This window comes from Burkholderia sp. AU33803 (assembly GCF_002223095.1).
Classification (GTDB): domain Bacteria; phylum Pseudomonadota; class Gammaproteobacteria; order Burkholderiales; family Burkholderiaceae; genus Burkholderia.
In genome coordinates this window covers 892,619-914,393 of record NZ_NKFJ01000005.1, presented here as the reverse complement: position 1 = coordinate 914,393, position 21,775 = coordinate 892,619, and the positions used below count along the sequence as shown (strand labels likewise).

General features: G+C 66.9%; 19 protein-coding genes. 8 read left to right on the top strand and 11 right to left on the bottom strand.

The genetic code is table 11. The annotated features are described in order from the left end of the window. Positions 1-21 precede the first annotated feature (21 nt). On the top strand, positions 22-1,263 hold the full coding sequence (gene flgL / locus CFB41_RS16055) for a flagellar hook-associated protein FlgL (RefSeq protein WP_089457069.1): 1,242 nt from the start codon (positions 22-24) through the stop codon (positions 1,261-1,263). 89 nt (positions 1,264-1,352) lie between these two features. Here flgL and CFB41_RS16050 read toward each other — a convergent pair whose 3' ends face one another. The 4 genes from CFB41_RS16050 to CFB41_RS16035 all read right to left on the bottom strand — a co-directional run bounded on the left by CFB41_RS16050 (position 1,353) and on the right by CFB41_RS16035 (position 5,980). Beyond that, complete coding sequence (locus tag CFB41_RS16050; protein WP_089457068.1) at positions 1,353-2,522, bottom strand: MFS transporter; 1,170 nt, start codon at positions 2,520-2,522, stop codon at positions 1,353-1,355. Next, entirely contained in the window at positions 2,519-3,745 is a 1,227-nt protein-coding gene (locus CFB41_RS16045) for an ATP-grasp domain-containing protein (protein ID WP_089457067.1), read from the bottom strand. The genes CFB41_RS16050 and CFB41_RS16045 overlap by 4 nt, the downstream gene beginning before the upstream one ends. Positions 3,746-3,809: 64 nt before the next feature. Then, on the bottom strand, positions 3,810-4,958 hold the full coding sequence (locus tag CFB41_RS16040; RefSeq protein WP_179250054.1) for a cysteine desulfurase family protein: 1,149 nt from the start codon (positions 4,956-4,958) through the stop codon (positions 3,810-3,812). Next, on the bottom strand, positions 4,955-5,980 hold the full coding sequence (locus CFB41_RS16035; RefSeq protein ID WP_144029936.1) for a hypothetical protein: 1,026 nt from the start codon (positions 5,978-5,980) through the stop codon (positions 4,955-4,957). Before CFB41_RS16035 ends, CFB41_RS16040 begins: the two co-directional genes overlap by 4 nt. Before the next feature lie 335 nt (positions 5,981-6,315). On the opposite strand from CFB41_RS16035, the gene CFB41_RS16030 reads away from it, so the two are divergent. Beyond that, positions 6,316-7,623, top strand: a complete 1,308-nt coding sequence (locus CFB41_RS16030; RefSeq protein ID WP_089457064.1) for a solute carrier family 23 protein — start codon at positions 6,316-6,318, stop codon at positions 7,621-7,623. Between the two features lie 58 nt (positions 7,624-7,681). Here CFB41_RS16030 and CFB41_RS16025 read toward each other — a convergent pair whose 3' ends face one another. Next, positions 7,682-8,566 (bottom strand): transcriptional regulator GcvA, encoded by an 885-nt coding sequence (locus CFB41_RS16025; protein ID WP_089457063.1) that lies wholly within the window; start codon positions 8,564-8,566, stop codon positions 7,682-7,684. Positions 8,567-8,662: 96 nt separating this feature from the next. On the opposite strand from CFB41_RS16025, the gene CFB41_RS16020 reads away from it, so the two are divergent. From CFB41_RS16020 to gor, 6 genes are all read left to right on the top strand, one after another. Continuing rightward, positions 8,663-9,301: a chromate transporter gene (locus tag CFB41_RS16020; protein WP_089457062.1), complete on the top strand. Its 639-nt coding sequence runs from the start codon at positions 8,663-8,665 to the stop codon at positions 9,299-9,301. Further along, positions 9,298-9,825, top strand: a complete 528-nt coding sequence (locus CFB41_RS16015; protein WP_043184629.1) for a chromate transporter — start codon at positions 9,298-9,300, stop codon at positions 9,823-9,825. The genes CFB41_RS16020 and CFB41_RS16015 overlap by 4 nt, the downstream gene beginning before the upstream one ends. A gap of 56 nt (positions 9,826-9,881) precedes the next feature. Then, a complete protein-coding gene (locus tag CFB41_RS16010; protein WP_089457061.1) occupies positions 9,882-10,580 on the top strand; it encodes a YoaK family protein in 699 nt (232 codons plus the stop codon). Positions 10,581-10,907: 327 nt separating this feature from the next. After that, positions 10,908-12,029 (top strand): porin, encoded by a 1,122-nt coding sequence (locus tag CFB41_RS16005; RefSeq protein WP_034190325.1) that lies wholly within the window; start codon positions 10,908-10,910, stop codon positions 12,027-12,029. Between the two features lie 374 nt (positions 12,030-12,403). After that, positions 12,404-12,634, top strand: a complete 231-nt coding sequence (locus tag CFB41_RS16000; RefSeq protein ID WP_069249385.1) for a hypothetical protein — start codon at positions 12,404-12,406, stop codon at positions 12,632-12,634. 243 nt (positions 12,635-12,877) lie between these two features. After that, positions 12,878-14,236: a glutathione-disulfide reductase gene (gene gor / locus CFB41_RS15995; RefSeq protein WP_089457060.1), complete on the top strand. Its 1,359-nt coding sequence runs from the start codon at positions 12,878-12,880 to the stop codon at positions 14,234-14,236. Positions 14,237-14,309: 73 nt separating this feature from the next. On the opposite strand, the gene CFB41_RS15990 is transcribed toward gor, so the two are convergent. From CFB41_RS15990 to CFB41_RS15965, 6 genes are all read right to left on the bottom strand, one after another. Further along, entirely contained in the window at positions 14,310-15,611 is a 1,302-nt protein-coding gene (locus CFB41_RS15990; protein ID WP_089457059.1) for an FAD-binding oxidoreductase, read from the bottom strand. A gap of 25 nt (positions 15,612-15,636) precedes the next feature. Next, complete coding sequence (locus CFB41_RS15985) at positions 15,637-16,941, bottom strand: FAD-binding oxidoreductase (protein WP_089457058.1); 1,305 nt, start codon at positions 16,939-16,941, stop codon at positions 15,637-15,639. 111 nt (positions 16,942-17,052) lie between these two features. Next, complete coding sequence (locus CFB41_RS15980; protein ID WP_089457057.1) at positions 17,053-18,630, bottom strand: DUF3138 family protein; 1,578 nt, start codon at positions 18,628-18,630, stop codon at positions 17,053-17,055. A gap of 116 nt (positions 18,631-18,746) precedes the next feature. Beyond that, positions 18,747-19,586 (bottom strand): ABC transporter permease subunit, encoded by an 840-nt coding sequence (locus tag CFB41_RS15975; RefSeq protein ID WP_011353448.1) that lies wholly within the window; start codon positions 19,584-19,586, stop codon positions 18,747-18,749. Continuing rightward, positions 19,583-20,569: an ABC transporter permease subunit gene (locus CFB41_RS15970; protein ID WP_089457056.1), complete on the bottom strand. Its 987-nt coding sequence runs from the start codon at positions 20,567-20,569 to the stop codon at positions 19,583-19,585. The genes CFB41_RS15975 and CFB41_RS15970 overlap by 4 nt, the downstream gene beginning before the upstream one ends. Positions 20,570-20,579: 10 nt before the next feature. Continuing rightward, complete coding sequence (locus CFB41_RS15965) at positions 20,580-21,734, bottom strand: ABC transporter ATP-binding protein (RefSeq protein ID WP_089441194.1); 1,155 nt, start codon at positions 21,732-21,734, stop codon at positions 20,580-20,582. Positions 21,735-21,775 lie beyond the last annotated feature (41 nt).

The following is a 21,775-nucleotide window of genomic DNA, read 5'->3' as shown; positions in this document are numbered from 1 at the left end:
CGGATTCGAGGGATAGAAGCGATGCGGATTTCCAGCGCCCAGTTCTTCCAGCTGAACGTTTCACAAATGAACGATCAGCAGGCCCAGCTTGCGCAGCTGTATCAGCAGATCTCGAGCGGTGTGAGCCTGCAGACCGCGGCGGACAATCCGGCCGGCGCGGCGCAGGCCGTGCAGCTGTCGATGACGTCGGCGACGCTGTCGCAGTACGCGACCAACCAGACCGCGGCGCTCGCGTCGCTGCAGGCCGAGGACCAGACGCTGCAGAACGTGAGCACCGTGCTGACGAACACGCAGTCGCTGCTCGTGCGCGCCGGCGACGGTTCGATGTCCGACAGCGACCGCTCGGCGCTCGCCACGCAGCTGCAGGGTTACCGCGACCAGTTGATGACGCTCGCGAACACCAACGACGGCGCGGGCAACTACCTGTTCGCCGGCACGAAGAATTCGGCGGCGCCGTTTTCGACGACGCCGAGCGGCAGCGTCGCCTATGTCGGCGACACCGGCACGCGCCAGGTGCAGATCGCCGATTCGAGCACCGTGTCGCAGGGCGACACGGGCGCGGCCGTCTTCATGTCGGTGCCGGCGATCGGCAGCTCGCCGGTGCCGTCGGCCGGCGCCAGCAACACGGGCACCGGCACGATCGGCGCGGTCACGGTGACGAACCCGGCGATCGCGACGAACGGCCATCAGTTCTCGATCACCTTTGGCGGCACGGCCGCCGCGCCGACCTACACCGTGACCGACAACTCGGTCAGCCCGCCCACCACCACGCCGGCGCAGGCTTATTCGTCGGGCTCGGCGATCTCGCTCGGCGGCGGAATGACGGTGGCGGTGTCGGGCACGCCGGCCGCCGGCGACACGTTTGCCGTTGCGCCGGCGCCGCAGGCGAGCGGCGGCTCGGACGTGTTCTCGACGCTCGACGCGATGATCGCGGCGCTGAAGACGCCCGTGACGGGCAACGCGGTGGCAGGCGCGGCGCTGAAGAACGCGTTGATGACGGGCTCGACCAAGCTGGGCAACACGATGCGCAACGTCACGACGATCCAGGCATCGGTCGGTGGCCGCGAGCAGGAAGTCAAGGCGATGCAGGCCGTCAACCAGACTGCGTCGCTTCAGGTCACCAGCAACCTGTCCGACCTGACGAGCACCAACATGGTGACGACGATCAGCCAGTTCCTGCAGATGCAGAACGCGCTGACGGGCTCGCAGAAGGCGTACGCGCAGTTGCAGAACCTGTCGCTGTTCCAGTACATCAACCCCTGATGTCCGCCGCGCCGGCCGCGATGTGAGCGCACGCTTGCGTTGCCGCCGGCGTGCCGGCCGGTCGAGTGTCTGCCCGGGCGGCGGCTGCATCAGGTCGCGCGCTGGGACGTCGACAGCTCGCGACTATCAGTGGCATTGATTTCGGCCGCACGAACCTTGACCTTGCGCGTCGTCGTCAGGGTGGCGATCGCCAGCATCGCGGCCGCCACGATACAGACGGCGCGCGGCTGCGGAAACGCCCAAAGCAGCGCTTGCGCGCCGGCCTCCCCGAACGCGCCCGCGACCCAGATAAAGCCAAAGTAGCGGCTGCGTGCATGCGCGGGTGCGTGTTCGGAAACCAGGTGGTAGAGCACCGGGATCGACAGGAGTTCGCCGATGCTCAACACGACAATGCCCACGCCGACGATCCAGCCGGCGGGTGCTGTTCCCACCAGCGTGACGCCGACGGTGGTCAGCGCGAGTCCGGCCGTCACACTGGACCAGGAGATACCGGCCCTTGCCGGGCGGCGCAGCGTCCACAGGTACGCGAGCAGGACCGTGGCCGAATTCACGCCCAGCCAGACGTTGCCTTGCGTGCGTAACTCGAGTTCGGCTGCAATCAGGGGGGCGCTGGAAAAGATCATCGTGTAGCACGCCCAGATCGCGCTGAACAGGATGAACACCCTTAGGAAGATCGGGTCGTGCAGCGGTGCGAACCAAGACGCGGATCGATCCTGTGCCGGCATCGCGCGTGATCCTGCCGAGGAAGCGAGTACGGTCACCAGTGCGACGCCAGCCGGAAGCAGGAGCCACAGGCATGTGTTGCCGAAGGCAGGCCACAGGAGAAGCGGGCCGGCCAGCGCTCCGACGTTGATCAACAAATAGTGCGTGGAAAAAGCCCGGCTGCCGGCCGGGCCTGATACCTGGCTCAGCATCGAGTAAATGACCGGATTCAGGAGCCCGCCACCGATTCCGACCAGTCCGCCCGCGAAGAACAGCGCTTGCGACGAGGTGGCCTGACACAGTGCCGCCAGCCCGAGCGCCTGTAGCAGCGAGCCGAAGGCGAGCGTCGCGCGTTTCGAATACCGGTCCGCGAGGAATCCACCCAGTAGAGGAAAGAGCCGGTAGCAGAAGATCTGGATCACGAAGAACAGCGCGAGCCCAGAGTCATCCAGCCAGCCTGCCTGCCAGGCGGAAATGGGTTTGTTCGGCGCAATCGAGAAGAACAGGAGCTTGTCGAGCGCGTGAAAGGCGAGCAGCGTAAGCAGCGGTCGATTCATCGTGCGATCCTGACGACGACATCGCCCAGCACCGCCTGTATCCGGTCGGCCGCGATGTCGGCCGTGTCACCGGTCACGATAACGAATGCGATCCGGTCAGCCGAGCTTTCGGGTGGACGAATGCGGTCCCCCGGTTTCTTTTCCAGCCCGCAATGGACGACGTAGTCGCGCCGAGTGACGTCGTCCCAACCGTCGAGCGCTTCCAGTACGCCTTCGTGCGGGGCAACGACGAACCCCACGGCGGCCGCTGCGTTTCGAGCGGTGGGCGTTGTTTCGGCATCACCCAGCAGCGCTCGCAGATGGAGCTTGAACAGGTCGATGCCGGTTGCGAGCGGGACCAGGTGCGTTGTGATGTGATCGCCACCGGGGCGCGGGTTGGTTTCGATAATGCGCGGGCCAGTCGAAGTCCAGCGCAACTCGATGTGAAATACGCCGGTATCCAGGCCGAGCGCCTGCGTCGCGGAGCGGGCCGCGTCGAGCAGTGCCTGGCGTTGCCGCGCGGGGAGGCGCGCGGGGAATACGTGACCGATCTCGACAAAGGCCGGCGGTGACGTCACCCATTTCTCCGTTACGCCGGCAAACCGAACGGTTCCGTCGACCAGCGCCAGCTCGACGCTGAACTCGCGACCGTCCGCGAACGCTTCGAGCAAGTACTCGGTACGGCGTGCCAGGCCGAACATGCCGAAGTCCGTTTGCTGCAACTGCCGATACGCCGGTTCGAGCGCGGTCTCGTCTTGCAGCAGCGTGACCCCCTTGCTCGACGCGCTGCTGGTCGGCTTGATCACGAGCGGGTAGCCGATTCGGGCTGCCGCGGCTTGCGCGTCGTCCAGGGTCGCGACCAGTGCATAGTCGAGCGACGGCGCCCCCGCCTCTCGATACGCGTGCCGTGCGAGATCCTTGTGGACGCCGCATTCGGCCGCGAGCGCGGGGACGCCGCGCAGTCCCAGCAAGGCGACCAGTTTCGCGGCTGTCACGGTGACGAACTGATTGCCGGCGACCACGGCCCCGATGGTCGGCAGCAGGTCCGCTTCTTCCAGCGCGTGCTTGACGGCGTGCGCGTCGTTTACCGGGCACACCAGCACACCGCGCACCTGATCGCGATAGTCGTACTGATCCGGATGCGTGGCGTCGCTGGTTACCACCCAGCATTCCAGGCCTAGCGCACGGGCCGCCTGAATGTAACCGAGGCCGAAGAAGCACGGCTCGATGATGAGAACCTTCATGGGTTTGCTCCTCTCGTGGCGCGCGCGCCCGTTGTCGTTCACGCACGCTGTGGATTACCGGCGGTCAGGCGTCGCTGCGCGCGTGGCAGATTTCGACGATGTGCCTCGCGAGCTCGTCGATGTCCTGCATGGTGTGGTTCGGCGAAAAGGAAATGCGAATCAGTGAGTTGAGGTGCTCGGGCGGCACGCGCATCGCCGACAGCACCCGGGACGGCTCCAGTGAATGGCTGCTGCATGCGGACCCTTGCGAAACGCAATATCCCGACGCAGCCAGATCCGCGACCATTTGCCGTGACGGCACGCCAGGAAAGGCCAGCGCCAGGATGTAGGCCGATGCGTCTGCCGCGGGGACCAACCGCTTGAAGGCGATGCGGGCCTGGGCCAATCCGTTAGTCAGGCGTTCGCCAAGCGCGCCGACGTGCGCGAGCTTGTCTGCGGACGCGCGCGTTGCCTCCCGGAGTGCGGCGCCGAGCAGGCCGATGCCGAATACATTCTCGGTGCCGGGGCGGTAAGTTTGTTCCTGGGCGCCCCCGTACATGAGCGGCGTGAGCTTGAATCGACCATTCAGGTAGAAGCAGCCGACTCCCTTGTCGGCGCCGATTTTGTGGCCGGACATGAACAGGGCGTCGACGACGTCCAGGTCGATCTGCCAGTTCAACTTGGCGAAATGCTGCACTGCGTCGCACACGACCAGGATGTCGGGATCGGCGAGTTTGACGGCGCGCGCGACTTCATTGATGGGCTGGATGGCGCCCGTTTCGTTGTTGACGGCCATCAGGCAGAGCATCGCCGTGTGCTCGTTGACCGCCGCGTCGACATGCGCGCTCGTGACGACGCCGTGACGGTTCACCGGCAGTTCGCGGATGGTGTACCCCTGCTTCTTCATGGACATGACCGTCTGATACACGGCCGGATGCTCGACCGCCGACACGACGATCTCCGAACGGGTGCTTTCCTTGCGGCGCAGCGTCGACAGATATCCCTGGATCAGAAGGTTGGCGGATTCAGTGGCGCCTGACGTGAAATAGATGCGTTCCGCGCGACATCCGAGGCAGGCGGCGATCCGGTGACGGGTGTCGCTGATGATGCGGCGTGCCTGCTCACCCGCGCCGTGCGCGCTGGACGGATTGCCGGGCCCATAGCTGGACAGCGTATCGAGCCAGGCCTTGGCGGAGACCTCCATTGATGCAGCATGATCGAAGTATTTGTTCATGCTGGCGTGTCCTCCGAGTTTTTCCGTTCCACATACGGCTCCATGCGGCTGAAGACGTCCCATAACTCCAGTGCGCTCGCAAACCGGGCCCATGACATGTCCGATCGTTTCAAGCGGGACGAGTCGAGCAGCGAGGTTTCCGGGATCTGCGAGATTTCAGGAAATACGATCTGCAGGAAGGTCCGCGACATGTCGCGGCTGACCGCATTGGCCGCGATGACGCCGCGCAGGATTTTTTCGCCGATATGCGGATCATCACGGCGCGAATAGATGCAGATGTGGTCGCTGGATTCGTCGAAATTGAGCAGCAATCCACCATAGGTGGCCGGGCAGAGAATGCCGGAGCTCTTTTCGTACAGGTTGATGAAGCCGCTTCTCAGGAGACGGGTCATGGGTCTCGCGATGATGTCTTCTTCGCGATCGAAATAGCCCGGGTTTCTCCAGTCGGCATTTTCGTAATAGGCGTCTTCGTTCGCGCATTCGGTCAGAAACGGCGTGCTGACGGCCAGGCGGTCGCCGTCGAAACTCGACAGCAGCAGGCTTCCGAATTCCCGGTAAAAGACTTCGGACGACCCGCTGCGTGATGCCGCGGTCTTGAATTTCTTCAGTGCCCCGGAAAAACGATTGCTGTTTCTCGTCTGCAGGGTCACGGTTATCTGATCGAATTCGTCCCGCGAAAGCCGATGCAGATATTCGGACGGCAAAATCGCGGACCAGCGCCGTTCTGCAATGGCCGATACCAGATCCGCACGTCCCATGCTGTCGCCGAGCAGGCGCGAAGTATCGGACAGGCACAGGCTGAGTGTCGCCTCGCGGCCCTCGGCCGCCAGTCGGCGGCGCAGTGCTACGCCGAGTTCAAATGTCTGCAAGGTCGACGCGCTGGGCCCTCCGCGACCGCCGAACGAGAAACCCTGGCGGTCGCGGCGCACTGAAACGTGGCCGCAGTCGATTACGACGCGCTTTCTCAGCGCGGAAATCGATTGTTCGATTTCGTCCCATCGCGATATTTCCTCGATTATCAATTCCCGTCTCTCCAGTTTTTATTGGCATTCGGATGCGTCCGCTCTCCGCTGTTCCGGAATAAGCGGGCTGCACGCTGTGATGCAGGCTTTCTCGTGTTGAGCTACTGTTTGAACTCGATGGATCCGTGCCGCCACGCTCACAGCGAGGCAGTCCAGATACTCTAGGGCGGGCGACCCCGGCCGTGAATTGGACGAGTTCGAATCTGCAGGGCTGCCGTTCGGCTGCCGCGTGCGCGTCCGCCGCTTGCCAGCCCCATTTCCGCTCCGTAAACTCGCGCCAGATTCCAGACCGGCGCATCCTCCGCAGCCGGCGACCGACAGGAGCTCTTTTCCCCATGTCCGATTCCTACTTCCCGCGCTGGCGGGTGCAATCGACCGGCGCGGCGTCGCGCGTGGTCGGCCCCGACGAGCGCCTCGCGTGGCCGCAGATGGTCGCGATGGGCGTGCAGCACGTCGTCGCGATGTTCGGCTCGACCGTGCTCGCGCCGCTGCTGATGGGCTTCGACCCGAACCTCTGCATCTTCATGTCGGGCATCGGCACGCTGCTGTTCTTCGTGCTGGTCGGCGGCCGCGTGCCGAGCTACCTCGGCTCGAGCTTCGCGTTCATCGGCCTCGTGATCGCGGTGACCGGCTACGGCGGCAGCGGCCCGAACCCGAACATCCCGGTCGCGCTCGGCGGGATCGTCGCATGCGGTGTCGTGTACGTCGCGCTCGGCCTGCTGGTGCAGGCGATCGGCACGCGCTGGATCGAGACGCTGATGCCGCCCGTCGTGACCGGCGCGGTGGTCGCGGTGATCGGGCTGAACCTCGCGCCGATCGCGGTCAAGGGCGTGTCCGGCTCGACGTTCGAATCGGTGATGGCGCTCGTCACGGTGCTGTGCGTCGGCGGCGTCGCGGTGTTCTCGCGCGGCATGGTGCAGCGCCTGCTGATCCTGGTCGGGCTGGTGATCGCCTACGCGATCTACGCGGTCGCGACCAACGGGATGGGGCTCGGCAAGCCGATCGATTTCTCGATCGTCGGGCAGGCGGCCTGGTTCGGGGTGCCGAGCTTCCGCGCGCCGGTGTTCGATCCGCACGCGATGCTGATGCTGGCACCGATCGCGGTGATCCTGGTCGCCGAAAACCTCGGCCACATCAAGGCCGTCAGCGCGATGACGGGTACCAGCCTCGATCGCTACGTGGGCCGCGCATTCATCGGTGACGGGCTCGCGACGATCGTGTCGGGCAGCGTCGGCGGCACGGGCGTGACGACCTACGCGGAGAACATCGGCGTGATGGCCGTCACGCGGATCTACTCGACGCTCGTGTTCGCGCTCGCCGCGGTGATCGCGATCGTGCTCGGCTTTTCGCCGAAGTTCGGCGCGGTGATCCAGACGATTCCGGGCCCGGTGCTCGGCGGCGTGTCGATCGTCGTGTTCGGGCTGATCGCGGTGACGGGCGCGCGGATCTGGGTCGTCAACAAGGTCGACTTCTCCGACAACCGCAACCTGATCGTCGCGGCCGTCACGCTGGTGCTCGGCGCCGGCGATTTCTCGCTGAAGATCGGCGGCTTCGGGCTCGGCGGGATCGGCACCGCGACGTTCGGCGCGATCATCCTGTACGCGATCCTGCGCAAGGAAAAGGAACCGGGCCCGGTGGTCTGAGCTTCCGGCGGGCGATGTGCTGCCGCCCGCGTCATCTTGTGCGTCGAACGTCGACGCGCTACGCGCCGACGTTCGACTGCGTCTGCAGCCACGCGCAGAACTGCGCGACGAGCGGATCGTCCGCCGGCGCGCGTGGCGCGATCCACCAGTAGCTGCGCGTCGCGATGCGCGGCCCTTCCAGCGGCATCACCAGCCGGCCGCTCGCGAGCTCGTCGTCGATCAGCGGCAACGGGCCGAGCGCGACGCCCAGGCCGTCGACGGCCGCCTGCAGCGCCAGGTAGAAGTGGTCGAACGACTGCCGCTTGCGCCCCTTCATCGCCACGCCGGCCGCCGCGAACCAGTCGCGCCAGCCTTCAGGCCGCGTATCCGAATGCAGCAGCACATGGCGCGCGAGATCGTCCGCGCGCGCGATCGGCACGCGCTTGAGCAGCGCGGGGCTGCAGACGGGAATCACGCTTTCGTCGAGGAAGTGGCCGCTCGTGCAGTTCGGCCAGTGGCCGGGGCCGCGCCGGATCGCGACGTCGAAGCCGTCGAGCGTATCGAGCGGCGCATTCGACGTCGACAGCTTCAGCTCGACGTTCGGCACGTCGCGCTGGAATCGCGACAGGCGCGGCAGCAGCCATTTCATCGCGAAGGTGGGTAGCGCATTGATGCGCAGCACGCGTGCCGCGCCCGTGTTGCGCAGCTGCTCGGTCGCGAGCGCGATGCTGTCGAACGCCGCGCGCACGGTGTCGAGGTAGCGGCGGCCTTCGTCGGTGAGCTTCACGCGCTTGCCGTAGCGGTGGAACACCGGCTTGCCGAGCCAGGCCTCGAACCCGGCGATCTGCCGGCTGATGGCACCATGAGTCACATGCAGCTCGTCGCCGGCGGCGCTGAAGCTTTCATGTCGTGCCGCGGCTTCAAAGGCCCGAAGCGCGGAAAAGGGCGGGAGATCGCGTGCCATGCTTGTGATTCTAGATCACAAGGACGCGCCGATAAAATCGTTTTGCCGGTATGCCGAACGGCGGTAACCTCGGGTCACCGTTTGATAAGGAACCCCATGCAATCCGCTTCTCCGCCGGCCGCGCCGCCGCCGGCCGCCTCACCCCGCGGCGTCGGCCTCGCCGAGCTGTTCACCGGTTTCCTGTCGCTGGGCCTCATGTCGTTCGGCGGCGCGCTGCCGTTCGCGCGGCGCACCATCGTCGAAGAGCGCCAGTGGCTCTCCGCCGACGAATTCACCGATCTGCTCGGGCTGTGCCAGTTCCTGCCGGGCGGCAACGTGATCAACCTGTCGGTGGCCGTCGGCATGCGCTTTCGCGGCGTCGCCGGCGCGTTCGCCGGCATCCTCGGGCTGATCGCGGGCCCGACGCTCGTTGTCGTCGCGCTTGGCGTGCTGTACGCGAAGACGCAGAACGATCCGCGCGTGCAGCACCTGTTCGCGGGGCTGGCCGCGGCGGCGGCCGGGCTGCTCGTCGCGATGGCCGTGAAGGTCTTGAAGCCGCTGCGGCATGCGCGTGCGGCGGCCGGCATCGCCGTGCTCGCGTTCGTCGCGATCGCGGTGCTGCGCATCCCGCTGCTGACCACGATGCTCGTGCTGACGCCCGTCAGCGTGTGGTTCGCATCGCGCCGCCGCGACGCGGGCACGCCGCAGCCGGCGCCGGCCGCGGCGCGCGACGCGCAGCGAGGAGACCGGCCATGAACGACACGCTGATCGCCATCGCGACGATCTTCAGCCAGTTGTCGCTGCTTGCGTTCGGCGGCGGCAACACGATCCTGCCGGAGATGCAGCGGCAGGTCGTCGACGTCCATCACTGGATGAGCGCGCACGAGTTCACCGCGCTGTTCGCGCTGGCCCAGGCGGCGCCCGGGCCGAACATGATGATCGTGTCGCTGGTGGGCTGGCACGTGGCCGGCTGGAGCGGGCTCTTGGTCGCGTCGCTCGCGAAGTTCGGGCCGTCGTCGATCGTCACCGTGCTCGCGCTGCATGCGTGGGAGCGCTTTCGCGACCGGCCGTGGCGGCGCTACGTGCAGCAGGGGATGATGCCGGTCACCGCCGGGCTCGTCGCGGCGAGCGCGGTGCTGATCTCCGAGGCGTCGAACCGCACCGCGATCCAGTGGGGCATCACGGCCGCGTGCGCGGTGCTCGCATGGCGCACGCGCATCCATCCGCTGTGGCTGCTCGCGGGCGGCGCGCTGATCGGACTCACGGGCATCGGGCAATGACCGGCGCACTTTGACCGCCCGTGCGCCATACTGCGCGAATCTTCACGGGAGGCTCGATGGATCTCGACGGCGCCAGCCGCAATCTCACTGTCGCCGCGTTGCTGACGCTGTCCGGCGGCTACCTCGACGCGTACACGTATGTCGGCCACGGCCACGTGTTCGCGAACACGATGACCGGCAACGTCGCGCTGCTCGGCATCAACCTGTCGGCCGGCGATTGGGCCGCCGCGCTGCATCACGTGCCGCCGCTCGTCGGCTTCACGATCGCGGTGTTCGTCGCGCACCTGCTCGGGCTTGCCGCGCAGCGCGGCTGGATGAAGCACACGGCGTTCGCGAGCCTGCTCGTCGAGATCGCTTTTCTCGGCGTCGCCGCGAGCGGCCTCGTCGGCGCGTCGAGCGCGTGGCTGATTCCGGGCATCTCGTTCGTCGCGACGCTGCAGACGCTGTCGTTCACCCATCTCGAGGAACTGTCGTACACGTCGGTGATGACCACCGGCAACCTGCGGCGCGCCGCGCAGAAGCTGTTCGTCGGGCTGATCCCGCGCTACGACGCGGGGGCGCTGCACGACTCGGCGCTGCTCGCGACGATCAGCTTCTGCTTCCTGGCCGGCGCGGTGGTCGGCGGCCTCGTCACGCGGCTCGCGCCGGAGGTCGCGCTGTGGGGCGCCGTGCTGCTGCTCGTCGGCGCGTTCGCGGAAATCGTGCGGCGCGCGTGGCGCCGGCACTCGGCCGACGGCGGGCCGGCGGCGGCGTGACCGCGCATCCCGTGGGCGCACCTCTGCGTGCGCCCGTTCCGCGGCACTTGCCGCGCGATCCTGACAGACCCGACGCATCGTCAGCCGCGCGAGCGGCCGCTGCCGTGCGGCGCCCGATGCCGCCCGCTGCCCGCCGGACGCGCGTTGCCGCGCGCAACGTTGTGCGCGGACGACAGTTCCGGCGTTACCGCGCATTTCAATTTCTTTCGGCGATTGCACTCGTCATATGATTCAGCCCACATCGCGCGCGCCAAGAACGTGAGCGATCGCCACCCGGCTGCGCACGCGGCCGGCCATGAATGGAGACACCTACAAAAAGGAAAGCTCATGAAGCAGACCACCCGACTCGCAGCCATCGCAGGGGGCGCCGCGCTCGCATTTGCCAGCCAGTACGCGGCCGCACAAAGCTCGGTCACGCTCTGGGGCGTCGCCGACGCCAGCATCCGTTACCTGACCAATGCCAACGCCAAGAACGACGGCCTGCTGTCGATGACCAACGGCGCGATCACGAACAGCCGCTTCGGCATCTACGGCACGGAAGACCTCGGCGGCGGCCTGAAGGCCGTGTTCAACCTCGAGAGCGGCGTGAACCTGCAGAACGGCGCGTTCGCCGACAGCGGCCGCCTGTTCAACCGCGCAGCGTACGTCGGCCTGCAGAGCCCGTACGGCACGGTGACCCTCGGCCGCCAGAAGACGCCGCTGTTCGACCTGCTGTCGGATACCTACGATCCGCTGACGGTCGGCAACTACCTCGAAAACGCGTGGCTGCCGGTCGCACTCGGCGGCGGCCTGTATGCGGACAACCAGATCAAGTACACGGGCAAGTTCGACGGCCTGACCGCGAAGGCGATGTACTCGACCGGCACCAACTACGAATCGACCGGCGCGGGCGGCTTCTCGGGCCAGATCCCGGGTTCGCTCGGCAAGGGCAATGCGTGGGGCGTGTCGCTGTCGTACGTGATGGGTCCGCTCAGCATCGCGGCCGGCGCGCAGCAGAACAGCGACAACTCGGCGCGCAAGCAGACGATCTACCACGCGAACGTCGTGTACGCGTTCAGCAAGGCGAAGATCTACGCGGGCTACCTGCGCTCGAAGGACGACACGGGCTTCGTCGACAGCCTGCTCGCACAGCAGACGATTCCGGTCGCGAAGGGCACCGGCCGGATCGACGACGGTCCGTTCGCGGGCGTGAGCTGGCAGGTCAGCGCGCCGCTGACGCTGACGGGCGCGTTCTACTACGACCACATGCGCAATGCGATGACCACCAACGGCACGCTCGCGAGCGGCAACCGCTACGCGATCGTCGGCATCGCCGAGTACGCGCTCAGCAAGCGCACGGAAGTCTACGGCACCGTCGACTTCAACAAGACGAACGGCGCGGCGAACGTCGAGCTGCCGGGTCGCAGCAACCAGACCGGCATCGCGATCGGCCTGCGCAATATCTTCTGACGAACGTCGGAACGCATCGGCCGGCAGTCGTCCGGCCTGCATCGAAGGGGCGCCGCGAGGCGCCTCTTTTTTTCGTCACGCGACCTTCATACGCGCGCACGACTATTCGGCGAATGCTTCATCACGAGACCCCCGCGCCGTAAGGGTTTCGTCGGCAATCCAGAACATACTTTTACAGTGCGCGCGCATGCTTTCCGCTACGCTGCGTGCATCGCCCGTTGCGTGCCGCCCGGCGCGCGCGTGCGTCGTTCCGGTTGCGCTCGGCGAGTGCGGCCGGCCTGGTGCGTAACTTGTGTATCCGGTGATGACAATCGCGGTCTGCCGGTTTTTTTCGTGGGACGATGCGCTCACGATTTTCTTGAAAGGGGATGACGATGGGTATCCTGAACACCGTGGGTGAAATCGCTGGCGCAGTCGCCGCTGTCGAAGGCGCGGAAAAGCTGGATCCGGATGCGGGCCTGCTGACCAAGGCGGCCGCCGCCGTCGCCGGCTTCAAGGGTGCGGAAGCGATCGAAGGCATGCTCGAGAAGAAAAAGGAAGACCAGCCCGAACAGGCTGCGGACGACACGCAGGCGACGGACGGCAGCGACACGTCGCAGGCATGAGCATGGCGGCCGGTCCGGCCGTGGGCGCGCCCCTCGCGCGCCCGTCGGACCGGTGCTGCGCAGCCGGCAGGTCGGGCATGCGGTCGATCGGTGACGCATGAGACACCCGGCAGCTGGTTTGACCGGCGAGAGGCAACGTCTCTCGCCGTTTTTTATGGGGCGCGCGCCGGGCTGCACCGTGCGCCGCAAGCATCCCGGAATCTTGCTATCGTGCCGTCATCCGAACTGCGATGAGGGAATGCGATGGATTTCGACTACGACCTGTTCGTCATCGGCGCCGGCTCGGGCGGCGTGCGGCTCGCACGCATGTCCGCGTCATACGGCGCGCGTGTCGGCATAGCGGAAGAAGAGCAGATCGGGGGCACCTGCGTGCTGCGCGGCTGCATTCCGAAGAAGCTGCTCGTCTATGCATCGCACTACCCGCATGAAGTCGAGGACGCGAAGGGCTTCGGCTGGACCTTCGGCGCCGGCACGCTCGACTGGCCCGCGTTGATCGCCGCGAAGGATCGCGAGATCAACCGGCTCAGCGACATCTACATCAACCTGCTGCGGCAATCGGGCGTCGAGATGCACGCGGGGCGCGCGACGCTCGTCGATGCGCATACGGTCGCGATCGGCGAGCGCACGATCCGCGCGCGCCACATCGCGATCGCGACCGGCTCGCGCCCGGCGATGCCGGCGCGGCCCGGCATCGAGCATGCGATCACGTCGCGCGAGGCGCTGTCGCTTGCCGCGCTGCCAAAACGCATCGCGGTGGTCGGCGGCGGCTATATCGCGGTCGAGTTCGCGGGCATCTTCAACGGCTTCGGCAGCCACGTCGACGTGTTCTATCGCGGCGAGAAAATCCTGCGCGGCTTCGACGACGACGTGCGCCAGTTCCTGACCGACGAGATGACGAAAGAGGGCGTCACGATCCATGCACGCTCGGTGATCGAGTCGATCGAGCGCGCGGACGACGGCACGTTGAGCGTGCGCGTGGGCGATGCGCGGCACGGGCCGTACGACCAGGTGCTGTATGCGACCGGCCGCGTGCCGAACGTCGACGGCCTCGGGCTCGAGCAGGCGGGCGTGATGCTCGACGCGCGTGGCGCGATTGCCGTCGATGCGTATTCGGCGACGTCGGTGCCGTCGATCCACGCGATCGGCGACGTCACGTCACGGCCGCAGCTCACGCCGGTCGCGACGCGCGACGGCGGGTTGCTCGCCCGCACGCTGTTCGGCGGGTCGCGCGTCGCGGCCGATCACGAATGGGTGCCGTCGGCGGTGTTCAGCCAGCCCGAGGTCGCGACGGTCGGGTTGACCGAGTCGACCGCGCGCGACCTGTACGACGGCGACGTCGATATCTACCGCACGTCGTTCAAGGCGCTGCGCCACACGCTGTCGGGCCGCGACGAGCGCACGCTGATGAAGCTGGTCGTCGCGCGCGACAGCCAGCGCGTGGTCGGCGCGCACATGGTCGGCCGCGATGCGGGCGAGATCATCCAGGGCATCGCGATCGCGATTCGCGCGGGTGCGACCAAGGCGCAGTTCGACGACACGATCGGCATTCACCCGACCGCGGCCGAGGAGTTCGTGACGATGCGGCAGAAGGTGGTGGATTAGCGGGCGCGTCAGCGCACGGCGGCAACGGAACGGCTGCGCTTCGGCGCGGCCGTTTGTCGTCGATGTGACCCGCTCAATGCACGCCGAACGCGTCGAGCAGCCGGTACCAGCTCATCGCGAGCACCAGCGCCGGCGTGCGCAATGCCTCGCCGCCGGGGAAGTCGCGATGGCGGATCTTGTCGAACAGGTCGAAGCGGCTCGCCTGTCCGTTGATCGCCTCGGCGATCAGCTTGCCCGCGAGCGCGGTCGTGTTCACGCCGTGCCCCGAGAATCCCTGCGCGAAATACATCGTCGGCGCGATGCGGCCGAAGTGCGGCGCGCGGTTCATCGTGATGTCGACGAAGCCGCCCCATGCGTAGTCGACCTTCACGTCCGCCAACTGCGGGAACGTCTTCAGCATGTCCGCGCGCATCGCCGCCGCGAGATCGCGCGGCTCCCGCGTCGAATAGCTGACCTTGCCGCCCCACACGAGCCGCGTGTCGGGCGCCGGCCGGAAATAGTCGAGCACGAAGCGGCTGTCGCAGATCGCCGCGCGCGCAGGCATCAGCGCGGCGGCGCGCGCGTCGCCGAGCGGCTCGGTCGCGATCACGTAGGTGCCGACCGGCATGATCTTCTTCGACAGCGCGGGCGCGAGCGTGCCGACGAAGGTGTTGCATGCGAGCACGACGAAGCGCGCGCGCACGTTGCCGCCGCTCGTCTCGACGACATGGCCGCCGGCGACGTCGCGCACGCGCGTCACGCAGCTGTCCTCGTGGATGCGCACACCCGCGTCGGTCGCCGCGCGGGCGAGGCCGAGCGTGTAGTTGAGCGGATGCAGGTGGCCGCTGTCCGGGTCGTACAGCCCGCCGCAATAGCGCTCGGACTGCACGTAGTCGCCGAGTTCGTCGGCTTCGACGAAATGGAAGCGGTCGTAGCCGAAGCGCTTCGCGGCTTCGTCGCGCCAGCGCTTCAGGCCGTCGGCGTCGCGCTCGGTGTTCGCGGCGGTCAGGTAGCCGGGCACCAGCGCGCAGTCGATATCGTGCTGCGCGATGCGCGACTTCACGAGCGACAGCGTCTCGAGCCCCATGTCCCAGATGCGCTTCACGTCGCCTTCCGGCATGAACTGCCCGAACGTGTCGATGTCGCACGCGAACCCGCCGATCAGCTGGCCGCCGTTGCGGCCGCTCGCCGCCCATCCGACCCGCGACGCTTCGAGCACGGTCACCGAATGGCCGCGCTCGGCGAGGTTGAGCGCGGCGGACAGGCCTGTGAGGCCCGCGCCGATCACGCACACGTCGGCATCGATCGTGCCGGCGAGCGGCGCGTGGCGGGTCGTATCGTTGGCGGTCGCCGCGTAGTAGGACGCGACGTGCGGCTGGTTGGCGAATATCTGCATGGTCAGGATAACGGAGGAGTTTTGCTCAGAATAGCTCGCGCACGCGGTGATACAGCATCCCGAGTTCGAGTGCGGGTTGCCGCCACGCGTCGCCGCCGGGGAAGCGCCGGTGACGCATGCGCGCGAACAGGTCGAACGCACGCGTGTCGCCCGCGATCGCGCCGGCGACCGCGCGCCCGGCGATGCCGGTGAGCGCGACGCCGTGGCCGCTGAAGCCCTGGACGTAGAAGAAGTTCGGATCGAGCGCGCCGAAATCCGGCGCACGGTTGCGCGTGACGTCGACGAAGCCGCCCCACGCATGGTCGACGCGCACGTCGCCGAGTTGCGGGAACACGCCGACCATGCGGCGCCGGATCGTCTCGGCGAGCGTGGCGGGCGACGCGCCGGCCGAATTCGCGCGGCCGCCGAACAGCATCCGGTGGTCGGCCGACAGCCGGAAATAGTCGAGGAAGAAGTTGTTGTCGCACACGGCTTCGCGCTGCGCGATCAGCGCGTCGGCGCGCGCCTGGCCGAGCGGCTCGGTCGCGATGATGTACGACGCGATCGGTGCGATGCGGGCGGCCGTCGCGGCCGGCAGCACGCCGCCGGGGCCGGCGTTGCAGCACGACACGACGAAGCGGCAGCGCACGTCGCCCGATGGCGTGCGCACGACGGGCCGCTCGCCGCGCACGACGTCGAGCGCGGGCGTATGCGCGTACAGCGCGACGCCTTCACGGCGCGCGGCATCGGCCAGGCCGAGGCAGTACTTGAGCGGATGCAGGTGGCCCGACAGCGGATCGTAGACGCCCGCGAGATAGCGCGTCGATGCGATGCGCGCGCGGATCTCGCCGGTGTCGAGCCATGACAGCGACGGGTGACCCCAGCGCTGCGTTGCGGCGTCCATCCATGCGTGCAGGTCGTCGATGCGGCGCGGTTTCGTCGCGACCGTCAGGTAGCCGCGCGTGAAGTCGCAGTCGATCCCGTAGCGCGCGATCCGCTCGGCGATCAGCGCGACACCGTCGAGCGACAGCGACCACGCGGCGCGCGCGCCGTCGGCGCCGAGCTGCCGCTCGATCTCCTCGTCCTTCGCGAAGCCGGTGATCGCCTGGCCGCCGTTGCGGCCCGACGCACCCCAGCCGGGCCGGTGCGCGTCGATCACCGCGACGGACAGCCCGCGCGCGCGGCAGTCGAGCGCCGTCGACAGGCCCGCGAAGCCGGCGCCGATCACACAGACGTCGACGTCGATCGTCCCGTCGAGCACGGGGTCGTCCACGGCGGGGCGCACGGCCGTCGCTTCGTAGTACGAGTCGCGCGCGAGCGCATCGGCGCGGCGGGTGAAAGACTGCGTCATGAATCCGGCTCCTTCGTTGCAGCCGGCGGCGGCGCATCGCGCACCGTCATCCGGCCGGTAAAAACGGCGCGGGACGCCGTGCGTGCGGCACGGCGTCCCGCGCGGGCTGCGTCAGAACGAATAGATGAACTGCGTCGCGAGCAGGTCGTTGGACTTGCCGTACGACCCGTCGTTGCGCAGGAACACCTTGTTGTTCGCCCAGTCGTGGCGGTATTCGACCTTCACGGTGATCTGCTGGGTCGGATAGAACAGCAGGTCGAGCGCGACATCCTGGCGCACCGCGCCCTTGCACTCGAAGCCCAGGCCACCATTTGCCTGCGACGTTGCGAGGCAGTCTGCATCGACGCCAAAGCCGTTGGACGTATCCATCCCGCGGCCGTTCAGCGCGATACCGCCACCGCCGCCGCCGTTCTTCGAGTTCGCGAGCAGGTCGTAGCGCAGCGTCACGCCCATCCGGCCGACCACCGGCGCGTTGAACTTGCGGTGCGCGAGCAGCGACAGGCCGTACCACTGTGCGAGCCCGCCGTTGAACGCCGCATGCTGCTGACGGCCGTAGTCGACTTCCGCGTTGTACTGAATGTCGGCGAGCGTGTAGGTCGCGTCGAGTTCACCGAAGAAGAACGAACCGTAGCCGCTCGGTGCCGCTCCGCCCGGGCCGTAGTGGACTACACCGTTCGAATCGATCGCACTCGCGAGCGTCTGGCGGCCGATGTTGAACGAACCGCCGAGATCGAGCGCACTGGACCACGTGTAGTCCGCGCGTGCGGTGAAGGTCGGCACCTTGTTGCTGGTGGTGATCGGATCGCCGAGCGCGTTGGTGCCCGTCGTCGTGACCGAGCCGTACGTACGGTACTGCTCGTTGCCGAGGAAGAACTTCCACGCCCAGTTGCCCTTCGTGTAGTTCGCGCCGATCCCGACGTAGCTGCCCGGATCCGAGAAATCGTACAGCAGGTTGTGCGTGAGCGTGAGCATCTGGTTCGACTGCTGCACCTCGTAGCCGCCGAAGCTCGGGATCAGGCCGGCGACCAGCGTCGTTTCGGCGGTGATCGGCACGTTGATGACCGCGGTGTTCAGCAGGTTGTCGGTGATCGAGCCGCGCGAGTTCTGCAGCAGCGTGATGCCGTTGCCGCGGTTCGGCATCAGCGTGATTTCCGCCGACGGCGCCATCGGGCCGACGCCGAACGTCTTCTTGATGTCGAGGTAGAGATCGCCGAACGTGCTGTTGAAGTAGTTGTACGCGTTCTCGTGGTTCGCGAACAGGAACGACGACGTGCCGGCCGCGCGGTTGTAGATGTAGGTCGGATCGATGTAGCCCGTCACCGACAGGCCGGCGAGCGGGCCCGTGTTGGCCGCGTCCGTCAGCGAGTCGACCTTCAGTTGCTGGTTCGCGATCTGCTGCTTCATTTCGCCGACCTCGTCGTTGGTCAGCGTGGCCTGCGCCTTGCCGTAGTCCGGCGAGCCCGGGTCGACGGCCACCGCGGCCGGCGCGGCGCCCACCCCTGCCTTCGTGCCGGCCTGGGCGGTCGCGGGGCCGCCCTTCGCCGACAGTTGCGCCTGCATCGCCTTCATCTGTTTCTGCAGCGCCGCGACCTGCGCCTGCAGCGCCTTGATCTCGGCGGATGTCGAGTCGGCCAGCGCGATGCCCGGTAACGCGCCGGCCACCAGCAGGCAGATCAGTTTCTTCTTCATTGCGGATTCTCCTTGTCGTGCGCCTGTCAAATCGGAATCGAATCGCGCGCCCCCCCTGGGGCAGCGCGGGTTGCTTGTCTGCAGTGCTTGTTATCTTTGAAGCCGGAAGCGGGGCGTCACGCCACCGCGAACGCCGCCTTCATGTCGGCGATACGGCGCCGCTCACGCGCGATCATCATCCGGTTCACGACGATCACGCCGATCGTCACCGCTGTGATGAACAGCGTCGCCAGCGCGTTCATCTCCGGGTTCAGCCCCAGCCGCACGCGCGAGAACACCACCAGCGGCAGCGTCGTCGAGCCCGGCCCGGACAGGAACGCCGACAGCACCAGGTCGTCGATCGACAGCGTGAACGACAGCAGCCACCCCGACAGCAGCGCCTGCGAGATCAGCGGCAGCGTCACCACGAAGAACACCTTCAGCGGCGTCGCACCGAGATCCAGCGCGGCCTCTTCCAGCGACTTGTTCATCTCCTTCACGCGCGACTGCACGATGATCGCCACGTACGACACGCACAGCATCACGTGGCCGATCCAGATCGTCACCATCCCGCGCCCCTTCGGCCAGCCGAACATCTGCTCCAGCGCAACGAACAGCAACAGCAGCGAGATGCCCTGGATCACTTCCGGGATCACCAGCGGCGCATTGATCATCCCCGTGTACAGCGTGAAGCCCTTGAAGCGGCCGAAGCGCGCGAGCACGAAGCCCGCCCACGTGCCGATCACGACCGACGCGGTGGCCGTCAAGAGGCCGATCTTCAGCGACAGCCACGCGGCGGTCAGCAGCTCGTCGTCGTCCAGCAGCGCGGAGTACCACTTCAGCGAGAAGCCCGACCACACCGTCACCAGCTTCGACTCGTTGAACGAGTACACGACCAGGCTGATGATCGGGATGTACAGGAACAGGAAGCCGAAGGCGAGGACGCCCGTCGACAGCGGTTTGCTCGGCTTGATCATTTCGCGTCCTCCAGTTCCTTGACCTGGTAGTACTGGAACAGCGCCATCGGCACCAGCAGCAGCATCACCATCGCGACCGTCACCGCGGACGCCATCGGCCAGTCCATGTTGTTGAAGAATTCATCCCACATCACCCGGCCGATCATCAGCGTGTCGGCGCCGCCGAGCAGCTCCGGAATCACGTACTCGCCGACTGCCGGGATGAACACCAGCAGGCTGCCGGCGATGATCCCGTTCTTCGACAGCGGCAGCGTGATGCGCGTGAACGCGACCCACGGTTTCGCGCCGAGGTCGTACGCGGCTTCGAGCAGCGTGAGGTCCATCTTCACCAGGTGCGCGTACAGCGGCATCACCATGAACGGCAGGTACGAATAGACCATCCCGATGTAGACGCCCGCGTCGCTGTGGTAGAGGCGCAGCGGCGTGTGGATGATGCCGAGCGCGATCAGCGTGTGGTTCAGCAGGCCGTCGTCCTTCAGGATGCCGATCCATGCGTACACGCGGATCAGGAACGACGTCCAGAACGGCAGCATCACGGCCATCATCAGCACGTTGCGGCGGTTCGGCTCCGAGCGGGCGATGTAGTACGCCATCGGGTACCCGATCAGCAGGCACAGCACCGTCGACACGGCAGCCATCTTCAGCGAGCTGAGGTAGGTCGCGATATACAGGTCGTCCTGCAGCAGGAACGCGTAGTGCGACAGCTGCAGCGCGAAGTGCACGACGCCGTCCTTGAACTCGACGAGCGACGTGTACGGCGGGATGCCCATCACCTGGTCGGCGAAGCTGATCTTCAGCACCAGCACGAACGGCAGCGCGAAGAACACGGCCAGCCACACGAACGGCACGCCGATCGCGACGCTGCGGCCCGACGGCAGGAAGCGCGACAGCGCGGCAAGGCGGCCCGGGCGGGCGCGGCCGGTGCCGGCGCTCGCGGCGCCGGTCGGCACCGGTGCGGACGGATTGGAGGCGGAGGTTCTCATCGTGGCGTCCTCACTGCGTCAGCACGACGCCGCTGGCGGGCGACCACGACACGAACACGTCATCGTTCCACGCCGGTGCGTTGTCGTTCATCAGGTGCGAGCTCGACAGGTTCGACACGACCGTCTTGCCGCTCGGCAGGCGCACGTGGTACAGCGAGTAGCTGCCCATGTATGCGATGTCGGTCACCACGCCGCGCGCCCAGTTGTGTTTCGAGCCGGGTTTCTCGCGCGACACGTGGATGCGTTCGGGGCGCACCGAGATGCCGACCGGCATCCCGAGCGGGCCCGTGATGCCGTGGCTCACGTACATGCGGGCTTCGAGGTCGTCGCTCTCGACGAAGATGTGATCGGGTTCGTCTTCGACCACGCGCCCTTCGAACAGGTTGGTCGAGCCGATGAATTCGGCCGAGAAGCGGCTGTTCGGGAATTCGTACACCTCGCCCGGCGCGCCGATCTGCACGATCTTGCCTTCGCTCATCACCGCGAGGCGGCTGGCCATCGTCATCGCCTCTTCCTGGTCGTGCGTGACCATCACGCAGGTCACGTCGACCTTCTCGATGATGTTCACGAGTTCGAGCTGGGTCTTCTGGCGGATCTTCTTGTCGAGCGCGGACATCGGCTCGTCAAGCAACAGCAGCTTCGGGCGCTTGACCAGCGAGCGCGCGAGCGCGACGCGCTGCTGCTGGCCGCCGGAGAGCTGATGCGGCTTGCGCTGCGCGTACTTGCTCATCTGCACGAGCGCGAGTGCGTCGGCCACGCGCTCCTTGATCTCGTTCTTCGGCGTGCCTTCCTGCTTCAGGCCGAACGCGACGTTCGATTCGACCGTCATGTGCGGGAACAGCGCGTACGACTGGAACATCATGTTCACCGGGCGGCGGTACGGCGGCAGCGACGCGAGGTCCTCGCCGTCGACGAAGATCTTGCCGGAGGTGGCCGTCTCGAGCCCGGCGAGCATGCGCAGCAACGTCGACTTGCCGCAGCCCGAGCTGCCGAGCAGCGCGAACAGCTCGTTCTTCGCGATCGTCAGGTTCACGTTGTCGACGGCGGTGCTGTCGCCGAATTTCTTCACGACGTTTTCGATGCGCACGAAGGCGTCGTTTTGCGTACGGGCCGCGGGGGCCGGTTGGGTCTGTCGTGCAGCAGCGGAAGAGGGTATCGATTGCATGGGATTCACCATTCGTTCTTCACGGATTGCAGGCGTGAGGG

Bases quoted from the DNA above. Each gene is read 5' to 3' on its own strand.
- CFB41_RS16010 (WP_089457061.1), top strand. From the start codon at position 9,882: ATGGATCTCGACGGCGCCAGCCGCAATCTCACTGTCGCCGCGTTGCTG.
- CFB41_RS16040 (WP_179250054.1), bottom strand. From the start codon at position 4,958: ATGAACAAATACTTCGATCATGCTGCATCAATGGAGGTCTCCGCCAAG.
- CFB41_RS15990 (WP_089457059.1), bottom strand. From the start codon at position 15,611: ATGCAGATATTCGCCAACCAGCCGCACGTCGCGTCCTACTACGCGGCG.
- gor (WP_089457060.1), top strand. From the start codon at position 12,878: ATGGATTTCGACTACGACCTGTTCGTCATCGGCGCCGGCTCGGGCGGC.
- CFB41_RS16030 (WP_089457064.1), top strand. From the start codon at position 6,316: ATGTCCGATTCCTACTTCCCGCGCTGGCGGGTGCAATCGACCGGCGCG.
- CFB41_RS16020 (WP_089457062.1), top strand. From the start codon at position 8,663: ATGCAATCCGCTTCTCCGCCGGCCGCGCCGCCGCCGGCCGCCTCACCC.
- CFB41_RS16050 (WP_089457068.1), bottom strand. From the start codon at position 2,522: ATGAATCGACCGCTGCTTACGCTGCTCGCCTTTCACGCGCTCGACAAG.
- CFB41_RS16025 (WP_089457063.1), bottom strand. From the start codon at position 8,566: ATGGCACGCGATCTCCCGCCCTTTTCCGCGCTTCGGGCCTTTGAAGCC.
- flgL (WP_089457069.1), top strand. From the start codon at position 22: ATGCGGATTTCCAGCGCCCAGTTCTTCCAGCTGAACGTTTCACAAATG.
- CFB41_RS15975 (WP_011353448.1), bottom strand. From the start codon at position 19,586: ATGATCAAGCCGAGCAAACCGCTGTCGACGGGCGTCCTCGCCTTCGGC.
- CFB41_RS16015 (WP_043184629.1), top strand. From the start codon at position 9,298: ATGAACGACACGCTGATCGCCATCGCGACGATCTTCAGCCAGTTGTCG.
- CFB41_RS15970 (WP_089457056.1), bottom strand. From the start codon at position 20,569: ATGAGAACCTCCGCCTCCAATCCGTCCGCACCGGTGCCGACCGGCGCC.
- CFB41_RS16045 (WP_089457067.1), bottom strand. From the start codon at position 3,745: ATGAAGGTTCTCATCATCGAGCCGTGCTTCTTCGGCCTCGGTTACATT.
- CFB41_RS15985 (WP_089457058.1), bottom strand. From the start codon at position 16,941: ATGACGCAGTCTTTCACCCGCCGCGCCGATGCGCTCGCGCGCGACTCG.
- CFB41_RS15980 (WP_089457057.1), bottom strand. From the start codon at position 18,630: ATGAAGAAGAAACTGATCTGCCTGCTGGTGGCCGGCGCGTTACCGGGC.
- CFB41_RS15965 (WP_089441194.1), bottom strand. From the start codon at position 21,734: ATGCAATCGATACCCTCTTCCGCTGCTGCACGACAGACCCAACCGGCC.
- CFB41_RS16005 (WP_034190325.1), top strand. From the start codon at position 10,908: ATGAAGCAGACCACCCGACTCGCAGCCATCGCAGGGGGCGCCGCGCTC.
- CFB41_RS16000 (WP_069249385.1), top strand. From the start codon at position 12,404: ATGGGTATCCTGAACACCGTGGGTGAAATCGCTGGCGCAGTCGCCGCT.